Below are 17,966 nucleotides of genomic sequence, written 5' to 3' on the forward strand. Positions count from 1 at the left end.
ACGGTTCTCAGGGGAGGCAGGGGTGGTAACACCCCTGCCTTACCCGACCCAAAGCACACATTGGTGTCGACGATGAGTCGGGCTTGGTGCACAGCGTGGTGGTCACGGCGGCCAACGTGGCGGATGTCACCCAAGTCGACAAATTGCTGCACGGCGACGAGAACGTGGTCTGTGCCGATGCAGGTTATACGGGTGTTGAGAAACGGCCTGAGCATGAGGGCCGCCAGGTGATCTGGCAGGTTGCTGCACGGCGCAGCACCTACAAGAAGCTCGATAAGCGCAGCGCGCTGTACAAAGCCAAGCGCAAGATCGAGAAGGCCAAGGCCCAGGTGCGCGCGAAGGTCGAGCACCCGTTCCGAGTGATCAAGCGGCAGTTTGGCTACGCCAAGGTGCGCTTCCGGGGCCTGGCGAAGAATACGGCGCAGATGGTTACGCTGTTTGCTCTGTCGAACCTGTGGATGGCTCGTCGACATTTACTGACGAGTGCAGGAGAGGTGCGCCTGTAATACAGGAAATAGCTGCTGCGAGGCGCTCGCAGCGGTTGAAACACAGCAGCGGGCAGTCGAGCTGATCGCTTTTTGATCAGCTTCTGCTTTGAAAAAAAGCGGAGCCAGGAGTCGGTCAAAAATCGGCAGCTACTTCAGAGCATCCCTAAACGAAACGACGCGCAGGGCCTGTTGCCGTTTCAGTTTTTGCGTATAGCGCTGGCCATCGTAGGACGGGCGTGGACGCCGAGGCCATGCCCGCGAAAGGCGGCCACGCTTGTGTACGGGGTTCGTTCGCAGGCATGGCCTGCTCCTACAAGAGGAGCCAAGGTGCAGGACGAGCTTGCCCTTAGGCAAAACGGCGACAGCCCCTAGGGGGAAGGCCGCCCCGTGGAAAACCGCAAAGCGTTTTCCACCAACCGCCACGCCTGGGTAACGAAGTCGGTCAACCGAACGTCTTGTACGCCCGATCGACCTGCTTCGACTGATTGAGCCGGGTCAGCTCGCCGGCAACCCGCTCACGCTCGGCCCGCGCCGCCTGCTGCAACTCGGCATATAGCCGCGACAGCTCCTCGACCTGTTCGCGCAGGCCCGGCTCGGCGCTATCCATCACTTCGCCAATCGACGTGCGGCACTGCGAATCCAATGCACCGATCGCCTCCCAATCCTGCCGGGACAGCGCCTCGCGCAAGGCTTGCTGGAGAGATTCGAGTGACTGGAGAGCTGATTGCATAGGTTCTTCCGAGGGTTCGCTTAGTGATGGACAGAGGCTTCACTCACGTCCGGCGCAACTGGTTCAACCGTGCTGGGCAATACCATCCCAACCGGACTTCACTTCCCGCAACAATCCGGCCACTTCATCGAGGATCGCCGAATCGTTTTTCAGGTTCGCCTCGAGCAACCGCGAAGCCATATAGGCGTAGAGGTTATCCAGATTAGTCGCAACCTCGCCACCCGCCTCTCGGTTCAAGGCCTCGCGCAGCCCCCCGACGATATCGACGGCTTTGCCAATCAGGGTTCCCTTCAGCGCCACATCGCCTCGCTCCATGGCACCACGCGCCTGCGCGAGACGGGCGAGCCCACCCTCCATCAACATCTGAATCAGGCGATGCGGACTCGCATCCACGAGCTGCGCATTGGTATTGACCGATTGGTACTGCTTCATGGCTGCCATTGCATACATGAGAATTCTGCTCCATATCTGGCGGGACTAACCCTATATCGGCACCCGCCATCGCAGCTTTAGTAAGAGCTCGACACTTTTCGTACCATCAATGTCAGCTTAAAGCTCTGCGCCGCACCAGCCCCCCTTTGTTGTGACAGCGTTTTCGGCCTCAACAGCTGCACAACGCCCCAATCGACCGGCACCCCAGCCTAGTGGCCTGTTTGGTTAGTTTGTTAACTCACTGAGTATTATGTTGTAGGAGCCAGCTTGCTGGCGATCATCGGCAATGGTGGTCGGGATCGCCAGCAAGGACTAGGCTCCCCCCAAACTCCTACGCTCGAAAGGCTCTTGCGCTTCTCCCGAGTCGAGGCAGCCTATGAATAAACGAACTTCCAAGACAGTCCACTAGCATCTACACCCCTTCCAACTTCGCCAACCGCTCGAGAAACGCCGCCTCGTCCAGCACGGCAAGTCCCAGTTCGTTGGCCTTCGTCAGCTTCGAGCCCGCCCCCGGTCCTGCCACGACACAGGTGGTCTTGGCCGAAACGGAACCGGCGACCTTGGCGCCCAGGGCTTCCAGGCGCGCCTTGCCTTCGTCGCGGCTCATGGCTTCGAGGCTGCCGGTCAGCACCCAGGTCTGGCCGACCAGCGGCAGGCCTTCGGCGGACTTCTTCGCGCTTTGCCAATGCATGCCGAATTCACGCAGTTGGGCCTCGATAGTGCGGGCGCGCTCGGCGTTTTCGGGGTTGTCGAAGTAGTCGCGCAGCGAGCGGGCGGCCTTTTCGGTGAGGCGTTCGACCTGGCGCAGGTCGAGCCAGTCGGCGGCGATGATCGCTTCCAGGCTGCCGAAGCGGTCGGCCAGGCGCTGTGCGCCGGTGCTGGCGATGAAAGGAATGTTCAGTTTGTCGAGCAGGCCGGCCAGGGTCGCGCAGGCAGCGAACTCGGGATGCACGTCGCCCTCCTCCTGCAGCGCCACGCCGCGCTCGCGCAGCAACTCGATCACCGAACGGTTGTGCTCGTCCTCGAAAAAGCTGTGGATCTCGTGTGCCACCTCGAGCCCCACATCGGGCAGGTAGACGAGGACGTCGGGCAACGCGCGGCCGATGCGCTCCAGCGAGCCCAGTGCCCGCGCCAGCAATTTGGCGGTTTCCTCGCCCACGTCAGGGATGCCCAGGGCATAGACGAAGCGCGCCAGGGTCGGCTTGCGACTCGCGTCGATGGCGTTGAGCAGGTTGCGCGTGGATAGCTCGGCGAAGCCTTCCAGTTCGATGACCTGCTCATGGGTCAGGCAGTAAAGGTCCGCCGGCGAATTGACCAGCCCCTTGTCGACCAGTTGTTCGACGATCTTGTCGCCCAGCCCGTCGATGTCCATCGCCCGCCGCGAGACGAAGTGGATGATCGCCTGCTTGAGCTGGGCCTGGCAGGCCAGGCGGCCAACGCAGCGGTAGATCGACCCTTCGCTGACCGACTCCCGCCCCTTGCTGCGCTTGATCAGCTGGGTACGTTCGACCGCCGAGCCGCACACCGGGCACTGCTCGGGTACGTGCACGGCGCGGGCATCGGCCGGGCGGCGCTCGGCGATCACGCCGAGAATCTGCGGGATCACGTCGCCGGCACGGCGCACGATCACCGTGTCGCCGATCATCACGCCCAGACGCGCCACTTCGTCCATGTTGTGCAAGGTGGCATTCGATACCGTGACGCCGGCCACCTGCACCGGCTTCAGCCGCGCCACGGGGGTGATGGCGCCGGTGCGGCCGACCTGGAATTCCACCCCGAGCAGTTCGGTGATCTCTTCCCGCGCGGGGAATTTGTGGGCGATGGCCCAGCGCGGCTCGCGCGCGCGGAACCCCAGCTCGCGCTGCTGTGGTACGGAGTTCACCTTGAACACCACGCCGTCGATTTCATACGGCAGCGCGTCACGCTTTTCACCGATGGCGTCGTAATAGGCACGGCATTCGGCGACACCCTTGGCGAGCTTCAGCTCGCGGCTGATGGGCAGCCCCCACCCCTTGAGCGCGTTGAGGATGCCGATATGCGTATCCGGCAGTTCGCCGTCGCTGCGGCCTACGCCATAAGCGCACAGCTCCAGCGGGCGGCTGGCGGTGATCTTCGAATCGAGCTGGCGCAGGCTACCCGCCGCGGCATTGCGTGGATTGGCGAAGGGCTTGCCGCCGCTTTCCAGCTGCCGCGCATTGAGCGCTTCGAAGCCGGCCTTGGGCATATAGATCTCGCCGCGCACCTCAAGCACCGCCGGCCAGCCGGTGCCATGCAGCTTGAGCGGGATGTTGCGCACGGTGCGCACGTTGGCGCTGATGTCCTCGCCGGTGCTGCCGTCGCCACGGGTAGCGCCGCGCACCAGGTGGCCGTTCTCGTAGAGCAGGCTGACGGCCAGGCCGTCGAGCTTGGGTTCGCAGCTGTATTCGACTTGCGCCCCGGCACCGAACAGATCGCCGGTCGGCAGATCCAGCCCTTCGCGTACACGCCGGTCGAAATCGAGCAGGTCCTGCTCCTCGAACGCATTGCCCAGGCTGAGCATCGGCACTTCATGGCGCACTTGGCCGAATGCCGTCAGGGCCTCGCCTCCCACCCGCTGGGTCGGCGATTCTGGCGTGACCAGTTCCGGATGTTCGGCTTCCAGCGCTTTCAGCTCGTTGAACAGGCGGTCGTACTCGGCATCGGGCACGCTGGGCTCGTCGAGAACGTAGTAGCGATAGTTGTGCGCGTCGATTTCGCTGCGCAGTTCGGCAATGCGCTCGGCAGCGGTTTGGGCGGAAGGCATATGACGGAGCCGTGGCAGTGGCGGTGCTGATTCAGACCGTATCAGCGCGCCTTGGTTGATAGGAAGGCGTCGGATTTTAGCCGAATGCGCACTCGAAGGCAGGTTCGCGTCTTTTGATATCCGGAGGCTGGTTTTGCAGAACGATGCAACGGGGTGTCTTCAGCCACCTTGGGTTCGACTGCGCGCTGGTGGGCTGAAGCCCACCCTACGGATTTTTTCGGGCAACCTCGAGAGCGGCAGGCCTGTGGCCTGCAATCGCCGCGAGGGCGCGCTTTATGGGGCCTGACTTGGGCGATGCTTTTGCGTCTTTGGCAACACAGGCAGGGTGGGCTTCAGCCCACCACGGAAGACGCTCGATGAAGCTCCGGTGGGCTGAAGCCCACCCTACGGAACTGGGGGCGTCAGCGCTTGATGGTCATCTGCCGGCGTTCGTATTCGACGATGCGCTGGCGGTAGTGCTCGATGGTCTGGGCCGTCAGCACGCTGCGCTGGTCGTCCTTGAGTTCGCCGTTGAGCTCCTGGGACAGCTTGCGGGCAGCCGCGACCATCACATCGAAGGCCTGCTTCGGATGGCGTGGGCCAGGCAGCCCGAGGAAGAAACTCACCGCTGGCGTGGTGAAGTGATCGATATCGTCCAGGTCGAAGGTGCCGGGCTTGACCGCGTTGGCCATGGAGAACAACACCTCGCCGTTGCCGGCCATGCTTTCGTGGCGGTGGAAGATGTCCATCTCGCCGAAACGCAGGCCGCTTTCCAGAATATTCTGCAACAGCGCCGGGCCACGGAAGCCATGCGGGTCGCGGGAGATCACGTTGATGACCAGCACTTCCTCGACCGGCGCCATTTCCTTTTGCAGCCCTTCTGCGGCTTCGCCGTCGTCGCCGACCACCGGATCGAGCAATGTCGGCACGGGTTCGTCGCCATTGAGCTGCAGGTCGCCCTGATAGGGCTCGTCATGGCGACGCTTCCTGTTGGCTTCGCGAGCGCTCATGGAGGGCATGTCGCCTTCGTCCAGCGACGGCTCGTGATCACGGTTGACCACCCGCGCCGGCCCGAGAAGCTCGTTGGGTTCTTCGACGTCGGGAAGATTGGAAAGGCTACGGTCCAGTTTGAACTTCAATTTGCCTTTGCTGCCGCGCATGCGGCGCCAGCCGTCGAACAGAATGCCGGCGATGACAATGATGCCGATGACGATCAGCCACTCGCGCAGACCGATATCCATTAATGCATTAACCCCTGAATCCGATGATAAAGACGCAACGAGTCGTCACATGGGACCACTTCAGCGCATCGTAAAAAATTGTGCCTTAAACTAGCACGACGAACGGTAAATTTGCACCGTGCGGTAGTTCTCTTTTTATGGGCTTCCTTGTATCGAAAATAGTCGATCCGGCTACCGGGCTTTCAGGCCTCGGCCAGCGCCACCGCCTGCTCCACGTCAACTGCAACCAGCCGCGAGCAACCGGGTTCATGCATGGTAACGCCCATCAACTGGTCGGCCATTTCCATGGCGATCTTGTTGTGGGTGATATAGATGAATTGCACGGTCGAAGACATCTCTTTCACCAGTCGTGCATAACGTCCGACGTTGGCATCGTCCAAGGGCGCATCGACCTCGTCGAGCATGCAGAACGGCGCGGGGTTGAGTTGGAATATGGCGAATACCAGCGCCAACGCGGTAAGTGCCTTCTCGCCCCCGGAAAGCAGATGAATGGTGCTGTTCTTTTTCCCGGGCGGGCGCGCCATGATCGCCACCCCGGTATCGAGTAAATCTTCCCCGGTAAGTTCCAGGTAAGCGTTGCCGCCGCCGAATACTTTCGGGAAAAGCGCCTGCAGCCCGCCGTTGATCTGGTCGAAGGTTTCCTTGAAGCGGTTGCGGGTTTCCCGGTCGATCTTGCGGATGACATTTTCCAGGGTATCCAGCGCCTCGACCAGGTCATCGTTCTGCGCATCGAGATAGCGCTTGCGCTCGGACTGCTGCTGATATTCGTCGATCGCCGCCAGGTTGATCGGGCCGAGGCGCTGGATGCGCTGGGCGAAGCGCTCCAGCTCCGCGTCCCAGGCCTGCTCGCTGGCCTCGGCCGGCAGCGTGGCGAGTACCCCGTGCAGGTCGTAGCCGTCCTCGTGCAACTGGTCCTGCAGCGCCTTGCGTCTGACGCTCAGCTCTTGCCAGCCCAGGCGCTGCTGCTCCAGTTGGCTCCGCAGCAATTGCGCCTGCTGCTCGGCCTGGCTACGCCGTTTCTCCGCGTCGCGCAGTTCGCGATCGGCATCCTCCAGCGCCAGGCGCGCATGCTTGAGTTCGTCCTCGACGCCCATGCGCCGCTCGAGCAGTTCCTCGAGCTTCATGCGCAACTCTTCCAGCGGCGCTTCGCCCTCCTCCAGGTTCAGGCTGAGCTGCTCGCGGCGCTCGATGGCGCGCTCGAACTGCTGCTCCAGGCGTTCCAGTGCCTGGCGGGTGGAGTCGTGCTGCGCCTTGAGCGAGCCGACGCGCAGCGCCAATTGGTGCGCATGGTCCTTGTGCTGCCGCGCTTGCTGACGGATGCGGTCGAGCTGCTCGCGGATGCCGTCGCGGCTGGCGAGCAGCGCCTCGCGCTGTTCGGTGTCCTGGGCCATGGCATCCAGCGCTTCCTGCAGATGCAGGCGCGCCTCGCCCAGTTGCTCGGTCTCGATCTCGCGTTGCTCGTTCTGCTCGGCGAACTCCTCGTCGAGACGCCGGCGGCGCAATGCCAGCTGCTCCAGCCTGGCCTGGCCGGCGGACAGCTGCGCCTTGAGCTCACCCTGCAGGCGCGCCTCGTCCTGCTGGCGGCGGCGCGCTTGCTCGCGTTCTTCTTCCAGGCGGGCCTGGGCATCGCGCAGGCGAGCGATGCCCTGTTCCATGGCTTCCAGGCTGGCTTCGCGTTCCGCGCGTTCGTCCTGCAGACGTTCCAGCTCCTGACCGCGCGCGAGCAATCCGGACTCCGCCTCGCTGGCCCGGCGTACCCGTAGGAAATGCCGGCCGACCCAGTAGCCGTCGCGACTGATCAGGCTTTCGCCTTCGGCCAGCCCCGGCCGAGCGGCCAACGCCTGCTCCAGCGATTCCACCGGTCGGACCTGGCCCAGCCAGGGCGCCAGATCGAGCCGGGACTCGACCTTGTCGAGCAAGCTGCCCGGGCGGCGAGTGCCAGCGCCGTTGGTGCTGGCCAACCGCAGCTCGCCCTGTTCGAAGCCCCCCAGTTCGAGGGTCGAAAAATCATCCAGCAACACCGCCTGCAGATCCGCGCCGAGCGCGGTTTCCACCGCCAGTTCCCAGCCCGGCTCGACACGCAGCCCCTCGGCCAGCCGCGGACGCTCCTGCAGATTCTGCTCGCGCAGCCACTCGGCGACGCCCTTGCCCGGGTCCATCGCGGCCTGCTGCAGCGCCTCCAGCGAGGCGATGCGGCCGTTGAGGCGCTGCAACTCGCCCTGCAGCTGCTGCTGCGCCCGCGTTGCCTGCTGCAGTTGTTCGCGCATTTGCTCCAGGCGCTCGTTGAGTGTTTCGCCTGCGCCAGCCAGTTCTTCCAGGTTCAGTTCGCTGGCGGCGAGCTGCTCGCCGAGTTCGAGCATCGTCGAGTCGTCCGGATCGGAGGTCAGCAAGGCGCGTTCGTCATCCAGCCGGCGCTGGCGCTCGGCCAGCCGTTCGAGGCTCTGTTCCAGTTGCTGGATGCGCGATTGCTGCACTTCGGCGGCGCGGCGCGGTTCGGCGCTGGTGTGGTTGAAGCGCTCCCACTGCTCCTGCCAGGCCTGCATCGCCGCTTCCGCTTCTTCCAGCTGGGCGGCGGACTCCTCGGCCGCCGCGCCGGTCAGCGCCTGCTCGGGCTCGAGCATGGCCAGCTCTTCGCCGAGCGTGGCCAGCAAGGTGCGGTCGTGGCCGAGGTGCGATTCGGTTTCCAGGCGCGCCTGCTCGGCCTCGCGCAGGTCGTCCTGCAACTGGCGCAGGCGCTGCTGGCCATGCTGGATGCTCTGCTCGACCCGGGCGATGTCCCCACCGACCGAATAGAAGCGCCCTTGCACCTGGTTGAAACGCTCGGACAGCTCGTGGTGGCCGTCGCGCAGGCGCTCGATGCTGGCGTCGGCATTGCGCTGCTCGGCCACCAGCGCCTCGAAGGCGACTTCCTGATCACCGATGACCTGCTCACGCTGGCCGACCTGCTCGTTCAGCGCCTGCCAGCGCAGGGCCGAGAGTTGCGCCTTGAGCTGGCGCTCCTCGGCCTTGTATTCCTGGTATTTCTCCGCCGACTGGGCCTGGCGATGCAGGCGTTCGAGCTGGCGTTCCAGCTCTTCGCGCAGGTCGGTCAGGCGCGCGAGGTTTTCATGGGTGCGGCGAATGCGGTTCTCGGTCTCGCGCCGGCGCTCCTTGTACTTGGAGATGCCGGCGGCTTCCTCGATGAAATTGCGCAGATCCTCCGGCTTGGCCTCGATCAGCTTGGAGATCATGCCCTGTTCGATGATCGAATAGCTGCGCGGGCCGAGGCCGGTGCCGAGGAAAATGTCGGTGATGTCGCGACGGCGGCACTTCACCCCGTTGAGGAAATAGGTGTTCTGCGCGTCGCGGGTAACCCGGCGGCGGATGGAGATTTCGGCGAACGCCGCGTATTCGCCGGTCAGGCTGCCGCCCGAGTTGTCGAAGATCAGCTCGATGCTCGCCTGGGTCACCGGCTTGCGCGTATTGGAGCCGTTGAAGATGACGTCGGTCATCGACTCGCCGCGCAGGTTCTTCGCCGAGCTTTCGCCCATCACCCAGCGCACGGCGTCGATGATGTTGGACTTGCCGCAGCCGTTGGGCCCGACCACAGCGGCCATGTTGCTCGGGAAGCTGACGGTGGTGGGGTCGACGAAGGACTTGAAACCGGCGAGTTTGATGCTTTTCAGTCGCATGCGGGCCTTTCCGTGGCGGTCAGCATCTGGATGAGCAAGCAGAAGTCGCCGTGTGCATCGCAATTCCTGGCATCGAGTGGGCGCTGGCGCAAAGCCATGGAGTCTATCACGCCGGCCAGGACGGCTTGCAGGGGGCAGGTGCAGACGGTTTCACAGGTATGGCGTTGGCTTCAGGGGTGCCTTTGCAGATGGGCAGACCCGGGGCGATGCTTTTCAGTGCAGTAGGATGGGCTTCAGCCCACCTCGACGACTTCCATTGCCTGGAACTGGTGGCTGAAGCCCACCCTACGGAGCTGCTTTTGTGAGAGGCCCGCCCCCGGGCGATGCTCTTGGGCTTTCGGGCAGGCCTGCCACATATCGCATCAACCGCCAGTCATGCTCATGAAGCGCACCACCTGCACCTGCTCGTCGGTACGGAAATGGTGCCTTTCCGGCTTGAGCTGCAGGGCATCGACCAGCGCCAGACGCAGGCGCTCGCCATCGCCCGGGTAGCGACGGATCAGGCTTTTCAGATCGAGCGCGCCTTCATGGCCGAGGCAGAGCACCAGCTTGCCTTCGGCCGTCACGCGAACGCGGTTGCAGCTGCCGCAGAAGTTGTGGCTATGGGGCGAGATGAAGCCGACCTGGGTCTCGCTGCCGGCCACCTGCCAGTAGCGTGACGGACCGCCGGTGGAATGGCTGCTGCGCACCAGCGTGTGTCGCGCCTCGATACGCTCGCGTACTTCGTCGCTGGAGCAGAAGGTGATCTGCCGCTGGTGGCTGGAGACGCTCCCCAGCGGCATTTCCTCGATGAAGCTGATGTCCAGACCGCGCCCGACGGCGAAGTCCACCAGATCGAGAATCTCGTCGTCGTTGCGCCCCTTCTGCACCACGCTGTTGAGCTTGATCCGGCTGAAGCCTGCCTGGCGCGCGGCTTCGATGCCTTCGAGCACCTGGTCCAGCCGATCGCGCCGAGTCAGCTCGGCGAACCGCTCGCGCTTGAGCGAATCGAGGCTGATGTTCAGGCGCTTCACGCCCGCCGCGCGCAGGGTCGGCGCGAGGGCATGCAGTTGCGAGCCGTTGGTGGTGATGGCCAGGTCTTCCAGCTCCTCACGGGCGCCGAGCCTCGCCAGCAGTTCGGGCAGCCCCTTGCGCACCAGGGGTTCGCCGCCGGTGACGCGAATGCGCTTCACGCCCAGGCCGATGAAGGCATCGGCGACGGCGTAGAGCTCTTCGAGGGTGAGGATTTGCGCGCGCGGCGCGAAGACCATGTCCTCGCTCATGCAATAGGTGCAGCGGAAATCGCAGCGGTCGGTTACCGACAACCTCAGGTAGGTGATGCGCCGGCCGAAGGGGTCGACCAACCGGGAATCGGGCATTGCATTCTCCAACTGCTTGCTGCGCCTACGTGCAGACTATGCGGTAATACCGAATCAGGCAAAGCCGGCTTACGAACGGGCACTGCGACGCCGGCATGAGGGCTACGACATCCGGTGCGCGCCACCTGCGGTCGCAACGAGCATCGATATGTGGCACGTCTGGACCCCAGCTTCAACTGGCATTTCCGGCCTTGCATTAGGAGAGACCGCGGCGGATGGACAACGATTCCCTGAACGGCATGTCATGGCGTGAACGGCTATACGTCATCATCTTTTTCACCAACACCCCGTCTGGCAAGCGCTTCGATACCTGGCTCTTGATCGTCATCTTCGCCAGCCTGGTGGTGGTGATGCTCGACAGTATCGCCGCGATCAATCAGGACCATGGACTGCTCCTGTCCAGTCTGGAATGGGGCTTCACCGCGATCTTCGCCGTCGAATATGCGCTGCGTATCCATACCCATCCGGAGCCGCGCAAGTACATCTTCAGCTTCTACGGGGTAGTCGACCTGCTGTCGGTACTGCCGGCATTCATCGCCCTGCTGTTCCCGGAAGCACAGTACCTGCTGGTGGTGCGCGTGATTCGCATGCTGCGCATCTTCCGCGTGCTCAAGCTCACGCCCTACCTGAGCCAGGCCAATTTCCTGCTGGTGGCGCTGCGCGGCAGCAAGCAGAAGATCATCGTCTTCCTCGCCAGCGTGACCACGCTGGTCATCATCTACGGCACCCTGATGTACGTGGTCGAAGGTCCCAGCAATGGCTTCACCAGCATTCCCATGAGCATCTACTGGGCCGTTGTGACCCTGACCACCGTCGGCTTCGGCGACATCGTCCCGCATACGCCATTGGGCAAGGCGCTGGCGACCATGGTGATGATCACCGGCTATTCGATCATCGCCGTACCGACCGGGATTTTCACCGCCGAGCTGGCCAACGCGATGCGCCAGGACAGCCTGCAGCACAATTGCCCGACCTGCGACAAGCTCAACCACGAAGCCAATGCGGCCTTCTGCAGCCGCTGCGGCAGTTCGCTGTTCGAACGCCGCGAGCTGGAGGCGCAGGACTGATCGGCCTTCGCGGCACCCAGACGCCAGCCCACCCACCGAAGCGCCCACCACGTCGGCCGATCGACGACGAACTGCCCCGTTCGAGGGCTGTCACATCCTCAGATTCGCCAGGGTCTGTTGCCATTTCGTTCGCAGCCGCGCCGAAACGGCAACAGACCTAAGCAGATGGAGATCGGCATGCCCTTGCTCAAACTGCTGCATTTCGCCGCCCTGCTCTGCTGGTGCGGCTCGCTGCTGTATCTGCCGGCGCTGATCGCCGCCGGCACCAAACGCAGCGATCAGCTGTTCTACCGCGATCACGCCCACCTCACGCGCATGGTCTTCACGCTTATCAGTACACCGGCAGCCTTGCTGGCAATCGGTTCCGGCACGGCGCTGTTCCTGCGTGACGGCACGCTCGCCGGCTGGCTGATCATGAAGCTCACGGTGGTGACCGCCATGGCGCTCTGCCATGCGCTGTGCGGGGTGCTGGTGCTGCGCATCGAACGCGAGCCGGAACGCGGCGTGACCTACCAGTGCCTGGCCCTGGGCGTACTGGTTCCGCTACTGATCGCGCTGACCCTCTGGCTGGTGCTGGCCAAGCCTTTCTGACCCAAGGAACGACCGTCCCGCATGATCGACCGCCCGGTTCCATCCGCTCAGCCTTCATCCGCTCCGCTGCCTGCGCGAGCGGCCCACGCAGGCTCAGCCGCGATCGAAACCCATCGCCCTTGCTCGGCCGGTGCCACGTTCCTGGCGGCAGCATGGGCGGGGCGCAACGCCCGCTGGCTAGCCGTCGATATCCACCCCGACGGCATGCTCGTAGACCAGCCGACCGCCGAGAAAGGCGGCCAGCGAGATCAGCACGGCGGTCAGCAACGAGAGATACAGCCCCCACAGGGCATCGCCGTCACCCCTGTCGATGCCCTGGTAGCGCAGCAGCCAGTTCAACGAGGCCAGCGACAGCATCATCACTGCGAGAATCGCATGACACCAGGCCGTGACCTTGCGGCGGATCTGTTGCACGCTGACCAGATCGATCACACCGGCGATGCTCGCCACCCAGCCGCCGAGCGCACCGACCCCGGCGAGCCAGAGGCCGGCGCGCCACCAGAACGCGTCGAGTGTCCACAGGTAGGCAAGATCCGCAGGCACCAGCCCTATCAGCGCCGCAACCGGAAAGTGGATCATCATGGGATGCAGCGGGTGGCCGCCAATCGCAGCGTTACTGTTGATGGACTCGCGGTCTGTGGCCATCCGGCCCTCCCAGGCACTGAAGTGAAACCGACCGCCCGGACGTCGAGCCGCAGCGGCACCCCATTGAAATGGACCACACTGGCGCTGGCAGTTCCTTTGCTCGGTGCCTGCGACGGCCCGCAGTCGGCGCTTTCTCCAGCCGGGCCGATGGCCCGTGAGGTGGCGAACGTCTGGTGGGCGATGTTCGGCTTCGCCGTGCTGGTGCTGCTGGTCGTCAGCGGACTGTGGATCCACGCCATGCTGCGCCAGCCACGGGAAACCGGCGCGGAACAGGCCCGGCGCATCAACCGCCGCTGGATCATCGGCGGCGGCATCGTCCTGCCCAGCGCCAGCATCGTCGCGCTGCTGGCCTTCGGCATTCCCGCCGGGCGCAGCATGCTGCCGCTGCCGATCGAAGGCGAACAGCCGCTGCGGGTCGAGGTCATCGGCCATCAATGGTGGTGGGAAGTGCGCTACCCGGAGAGCGGCGTGGTCACCGCCAACCAGTTCATCCTGCCGGTCGGCCGCCCGGTGGACATCGAAGTGACCAGCGCCGACGTGATCCACTCGTTCTGGGTACCGCGCCTGGGCGGCAAACTCGACATGATCCCCGGGCGGCGCAACACCCTGCGCCTGCAAGCCGCCGAAGCCGGCGTGTTCCGCGGCCAGTGCTCGGAGTTCTGCGGCACCCAGCACGCGCACATGGTGCTCCACGTCGAAGCGCTGAAGCAAGATGCCTTCGCCGGCTGGATCGAAACACGAACGGACCTCAGCCATCAGCCCGCCGGCGGCGTCGCCGGGCAGGTTTTCGCGGACCGCTGCGGACAGTGCCACCGCGTCGCCGGCGTCAGCGACGGCAACCGCGCGCCGGACCTCAGCGACCTGGCCACGCGTCCGACCCTCGGTGCTGGCGTCATCGACAATGACGCAGAAGGCCTGCGCCGCTGGCTGCGCGAGCACCAGAGCCTGAAACACGGCATCGCCATGCCGAGCCACGACGACCTTTCCGACGAAACCCTCGACCAGATCGCCGATTGGCTGGAAACACTGGGGCCGCGCACGAAACAGGAACAGACCCGACCATGAGCCCTGTCTACAAGAACGGCGCCCCGACGACCGACCCCGATCAACTGCACGACCAGTTCAACGAGGTCTGGGGCAACCCGTGCGGCTGGCGGGCGCTGACCATCGTCAACCACACCAGTATCGGCCTGCGCTTTCTGGTCACCGGCGGCGTGTTCTTCCTCATCGGCGGCCTGCTGGCGATGCTGATCCGCACGCAGCTCGCCCTGCCCGGCTACGAGCTGATGGAGCCGGACGTCTACAACCAGGTCTTCACCATGCACGGCACGGTGATGATGTTCCTCTTCGCCGTACCGATGATGGAGGGCCTGGCGGTCTACCTGATTCCGAAGATGCTCGGCGCGCGGGACCTGGTGTTTCCGCGGCTGTCGGCGCTGGGTTATTTCTGCTACCTGTTCGGCGGCGTGATCCTGCTATCGAGCCTCTTCCTCGACGTCGCGCCCAAGGCCGGCTGGTTCATGTATACGCCGCTGTCCAGCTCCGCTCACACACCGGGGGTGAACTCCGACTTCTGGCTGCTGGGCATCACCTTCGTCGAGATTTCCGCGGTATCGGCGGGCGTCGAGCTGGTGGTGTCGATCCTGCGCACCCGCACCAACGGCATGGCGCTGCACAAGATGCCGTTGTACGCCTGGTACATCCTGGTGATGTCGATGATGATCGTGGTCGGCTTTCCGCCGCTGATTCTCGGCTCCATCCTGCTGGAGCTGGAGCGGGCCGCCGACATGCCGTTCTTCGACGTCGCCCGCGGCGGCGACCCGATCCTCTGGCAGCACCTGTTCTGGCTGTTCGGCCACCCGGAGGTGTACATCATCTTCCTTCCCGGTGCCGGTATCGTCTCGACGCTGATTCCGGTGTTCTGCCAGAGGCCGCTGGTGGGCTACCGCTGGGTGGTGCTGGGTGTGCTGACCACCGGTTTCATCAGCTTCGGCTTGTGGGTGCACCACATGTTCACCGTGGGCATCCCGCAGCTGGCGCAGGCATTCTTCTCCGCGGCGAGCATGCTGGTGGCGATTCCCACCGGCGTGCAGGTCTTCGCCTGGCTGGCGACCTTGTGGCTCGGGCGGCCGGTATACAGGGTGCCGATGCTCTGGCTGGTGGGTTTTCTCATCGTCTTCGTCGCGGGCGGCCTGACCGGGGTGATGCTGGCGCTGGTGCCGTTCGACTGGCAGGTGCACGACACTCACTTCGTCGTCGCGCACATGCACTACGTGCTGGTCGGCGGCATGGTCTTCCCGCTGATGGCCGGGCTCTACTACTGGCTGCCGCACTTTTCCGGGCGGATGCCGTCCGAGCGGCTCGGGCGCTGGGGCTTCTGGCTGTTCTTCATCGGCTTCAACGTGACCTTCCTGATCATGCACTGGACCGGCCTGATCGGCATGCCCCGGAGGGTCTACACCTACGACACGGGGCTGGGCTGGGACATGCCCAACCTGGTTTCGTCGATCGGCAGCTTCATCATGGCCACCGGCGTCGCCACCATCCTGCTGGATATCGTTCTGCATTTCCGCTTCGGCATGGCAGCACCGAAGAATCCGTGGAACGCCGATACCCTGGAATGGGCCACCAGCCTGCCACCCAGTGCGTACAACTTCGTCAGCCTGCCGGACGTGAGCGACCGCCACCCGTTGTGGAACAACCCTGATCTGCCGGACAGCATCGCCCGTGGCGAGCATGCGCTGACGGTGATCGACCACGGACGGCGGGAGACCTGGGGCACCGACCCGCTGACCGGCAAGGTGCGCGAAATCATCCATCTGCCCGGCAACAGCTGGCTGCCCTTCATCGCCGCCGCGCTCCTCGCGGCGCTCTGCCTGAGCCTGCTGAACAAGGCCTATGTCCTGGCTCTGGTCGCCACCGCGGCGACGCTGCTAGTGCTGTTGCGCTGGTCCTGGGAGAACGGCGCGCACCCGGCCGCCGCGCCCGATGCACGCACCCAGCCGGGCGAGCCGCCACTGCACTCGCGGACCTTCGACGGTCCGGGCCTGTGGGGCATGGGCGTCACGCTGCTGGCCAACGGTGCACTGTATCTGTCGCTGTTGTTCGGCTGGTTCTACCTGTGGACGGTATCGCCGCAATGGCAAGTGCCCGAGCATCGGCTCAACGGCGGATTGATGCTGGCCAGCGCGCTGCTACTGAGCGTGGGCAGCATCTGGCTGCACCGCCTGATCCGGCATCTGCGCGCCGGCAGCCACCGGGGCCTGCTGCCACAACTGGCGCTGCTCGCACTGCTGGCGCTGGTGCAATCGGCGATGCTGCTATGGCTGCTGCTCGCGGCCGGGCTGGCGCCTACCGAAACGGCCCACGATGCGGTGATCTTCGTCATGCTGGCCTACAGCATCATCCATTGCACGCTGGCTGCGGTGCTGACCGGCCTGCAGGCCTGGCGCGTCGGTTACGGCTATGTCGGCGATGCGGCGCCGTACGAACCGGTGGTGGTCGAGCAACTCTGGTATTACAACCTGGGCGTGCTGTGGATCAGCTACGCGGCGATCGTGCTGTTCCCGGCGAGCTGGGGAGGTGCCTGATGAAGCACGCCCGCACCTCGCCCTACCATCCGCTGCAGATACCGATCGGGCTGATCATCTGGAGCCTCTGGTTCGTCGTGATCTACGGCGGCCAGGCGGTGATCTGCGCGGTCGCCCCGCCCGATCCCCGACAAGGCGTGTGGAACTGGCTGAACGGCGGTCTCGGCCTGCTTACGCTGTTTACCGTAGCGCTGCTGCTGGGACTGGCGCACTACTTCTGGCGGCTGTCCCGAGCGCCGCGAGCGTTGAACGAGCGGCAGCTGTTCGTGACCAAGCTGGCCGCCGGCATCCATTTGATCGCGGCGCTGGCGACGCTCTTCGTCGGCGTTCCCCTGCTGCAGATTCCGCCATGCCTATGACTGCTACGACCGCCTGCAGGCTGCCATCGTTGATGGCGGCAACCGCGTTGCTGGCACTGCCCGCGCCCGTCCAGGCCCACGGTCTGTTCGATGCGCATATCATCGAGCGCGCGCCACTGCTGCTCACCGCTCTGCTGGTGGCGGGCGCCTGGCTGCTGTACGTTCTCGGCGCGCGCAAGGTAGCGCCGCGGCGCGGCGAAGCCCTGTGGTTCCATGCCGCGATGCTGCTGGTGGTGCTTGCCGTGTTCGGGCCGATCGATGACTGGGCGGAAACCAGCACCAGCTGGCACATGACCCAGCACATGCTGTTCATCGTGGTGATCGCGCCGATGTGGGCGCTGGCGCGGCCGCTGCCGCAGTGGCGCGGGGTCACCGGCCGGCTCGGCCAGCCCCTGTGGACGGCGATACTGCGCGCCGGCCGCTATCCCACCCTGCTGGCCCTGTTGCACGGCGCGGTGATCTGGATCTGGCACACGCCGAAGCTGTACGTGCTGGCGCTGGACAATCTCTGGTGGCATGCCATCGAGCATGCGTGCTTCCTGTTCACCGGCTGGCTGTTCTGGTGGTCGGCGCTGCGCGCCAATCCGAAGCAGGTACCGCAGGCGCTGATGGCCGTGCTGCTGACGCTGATGCACACCGGCCTGCTCGGTGCCCTGCTGACCTTCGGCACCAGGTCCTTCTACGGCGAAACACGGGCGGTGCAAGACCAGCAGCTGGCCGGGCTGATCATGTGGGTGCCGGGCGGGCTGATCTACCTGCTCGGCGGCGGCTGGATCGCCTGGCGCTGGCTGACCCGCCTGTGGCGCCGGCAGCAGGCGCGCCCGGCGAGCGAGGAGGTATCCTGAGCGCGCTCTACCCCGTTACGTATTGCTAGCAGTGCGGAGGCATTCTGCACGGTTCGTAGGAGCGGGCCAGGCCCGCGAACATTCAGCGCGCAAAAGCTTCGCGGGCATGGCCCGCTCCACAGGGGGGACGTCACGGATGGACATCGACAGCGCGTAGGTTGGGTTGAGGAGCGCAGCGACGAAGCCCA

General features: G+C 64.7%; 13 protein-coding genes and 1 pseudogene. 7 read left to right on the forward strand and 7 right to left on the reverse strand.

Features of this window, described 5'->3' with window-relative positions; all coding sequences use genetic code 11:
* Window positions 1-50: 50 nt before the first annotated feature.
* Window positions 51-506: pseudogene (locus IN820_RS05680) on the forward strand (IS5 family transposase); the annotation flags it as partial.
* Window positions 507-930: 424 nt separating this feature from the next.
* Here IN820_RS05680 and fliT read toward each other — a convergent pair.
* From fliT to moaA, 6 genes are all read right to left on the reverse strand, one after another.
* The gene (fliT, locus tag IN820_RS05685; protein WP_193680043.1) at window positions 931-1,218 is read right to left on the reverse strand and encodes a flagellar protein FliT; all 288 of its coding nucleotides are present in this window, start codon (window positions 1,216-1,218) and stop codon (window positions 931-933) included.
* A 63-nt stretch (window positions 1,219-1,281) separates the two neighbouring features.
* Window positions 1,282-1,668, reverse strand: a complete 387-nt coding sequence (gene fliS, locus IN820_RS05690; protein WP_193680044.1) for a flagellar export chaperone FliS — start codon at window positions 1,666-1,668, stop codon at window positions 1,282-1,284.
* Window positions 1,669-2,062: 394 nt separating this feature from the next.
* Window positions 2,063-4,432, reverse strand: a complete 2,370-nt coding sequence (ligA, locus tag IN820_RS05695; protein WP_193680045.1) for an NAD-dependent DNA ligase LigA — start codon at window positions 4,430-4,432, stop codon at window positions 2,063-2,065.
* Between the two features lie 401 nt (window positions 4,433-4,833).
* Window positions 4,834-5,652, reverse strand: a complete 819-nt coding sequence (zipA, locus tag IN820_RS05700; RefSeq protein ID WP_193680046.1) for a cell division protein ZipA — start codon at window positions 5,650-5,652, stop codon at window positions 4,834-4,836.
* A 182-nt stretch (window positions 5,653-5,834) separates the two neighbouring features.
* Window positions 5,835-9,323 carry a chromosome segregation protein SMC gene (smc, locus tag IN820_RS05705; RefSeq protein WP_193680047.1) on the reverse strand — a complete coding sequence of 1,163 codons (3,489 nt, stop codon included), beginning with the start codon at window positions 9,321-9,323 and terminating at the stop codon, window positions 5,835-5,837.
* A gap of 362 nt (window positions 9,324-9,685) precedes the next feature.
* The gene (moaA, locus tag IN820_RS05710) at window positions 9,686-10,681 is read right to left on the reverse strand and encodes a GTP 3',8-cyclase MoaA (RefSeq protein WP_193680048.1); all 996 of its coding nucleotides are present in this window, start codon (window positions 10,679-10,681) and stop codon (window positions 9,686-9,688) included.
* A 215-nt stretch (window positions 10,682-10,896) separates the two neighbouring features.
* Here moaA and IN820_RS05715 point away from each other — a divergent pair, with 215 nt between their 5' ends.
* Entirely contained in the window at window positions 10,897-11,748 is an 852-nt protein-coding gene (locus IN820_RS05715; RefSeq protein ID WP_193680049.1) for an ion transporter, read from the forward strand.
* A gap of 177 nt (window positions 11,749-11,925) precedes the next feature.
* A complete protein-coding gene (locus IN820_RS05720) occupies window positions 11,926-12,339 on the forward strand; it encodes a CopD family protein (RefSeq protein ID WP_193680050.1) in 414 nt (137 codons plus the stop codon).
* A gap of 177 nt (window positions 12,340-12,516) precedes the next feature.
* Here IN820_RS05720 and IN820_RS05725 read toward each other — a convergent pair whose 3' ends face one another.
* A complete protein-coding gene (locus IN820_RS05725) occupies window positions 12,517-12,984 on the reverse strand; it encodes a DUF2231 domain-containing protein (RefSeq protein ID WP_193680051.1) in 468 nt (155 codons plus the stop codon).
* Between the two features lie 147 nt (window positions 12,985-13,131).
* Here IN820_RS05725 and coxB point away from each other — a divergent pair, with 147 nt between their 5' ends.
* Genes coxB through IN820_RS05745 form a run of 4 tightly spaced genes read left to right on the forward strand, consistent with a single transcriptional unit; the run spans window position 13,132 to window position 17,778 of the window.
* A complete protein-coding gene (coxB, locus tag IN820_RS05730; protein WP_193680057.1) occupies window positions 13,132-14,049 on the forward strand; it encodes a cytochrome c oxidase subunit II in 918 nt (305 codons plus the stop codon).
* Window positions 14,046-16,574: a cytochrome c oxidase subunit I gene (gene ctaD / locus IN820_RS05735; protein WP_193680052.1), complete on the forward strand. Its 2,529-nt coding sequence runs from the start codon at window positions 14,046-14,048 to the stop codon at window positions 16,572-16,574. The genes coxB and ctaD overlap by 4 nt, the downstream gene beginning before the upstream one ends.
* Window positions 16,574-16,933, forward strand: coding sequence for a hypothetical protein (locus IN820_RS05740; protein WP_193680053.1), 360 nt, complete (start codon window positions 16,574-16,576; stop codon window positions 16,931-16,933). The genes ctaD and IN820_RS05740 overlap by 1 nt, the downstream gene beginning before the upstream one ends.
* On the forward strand, window positions 16,930-17,778 hold the full coding sequence (locus IN820_RS05745) for a cytochrome c oxidase assembly protein (RefSeq protein WP_408005194.1): 849 nt from the start codon (window positions 16,930-16,932) through the stop codon (window positions 17,776-17,778). Before IN820_RS05740 ends, IN820_RS05745 begins: the two co-directional genes overlap by 4 nt.
* Window positions 17,779-17,966: the final 188 nt, after the last annotated feature.

This window comes from Pseudomonas lopnurensis (assembly GCF_015070855.1).
GTDB classification, from domain to species: Bacteria; Pseudomonadota; Gammaproteobacteria; order Pseudomonadales; family Pseudomonadaceae; genus Stutzerimonas; species Stutzerimonas lopnurensis.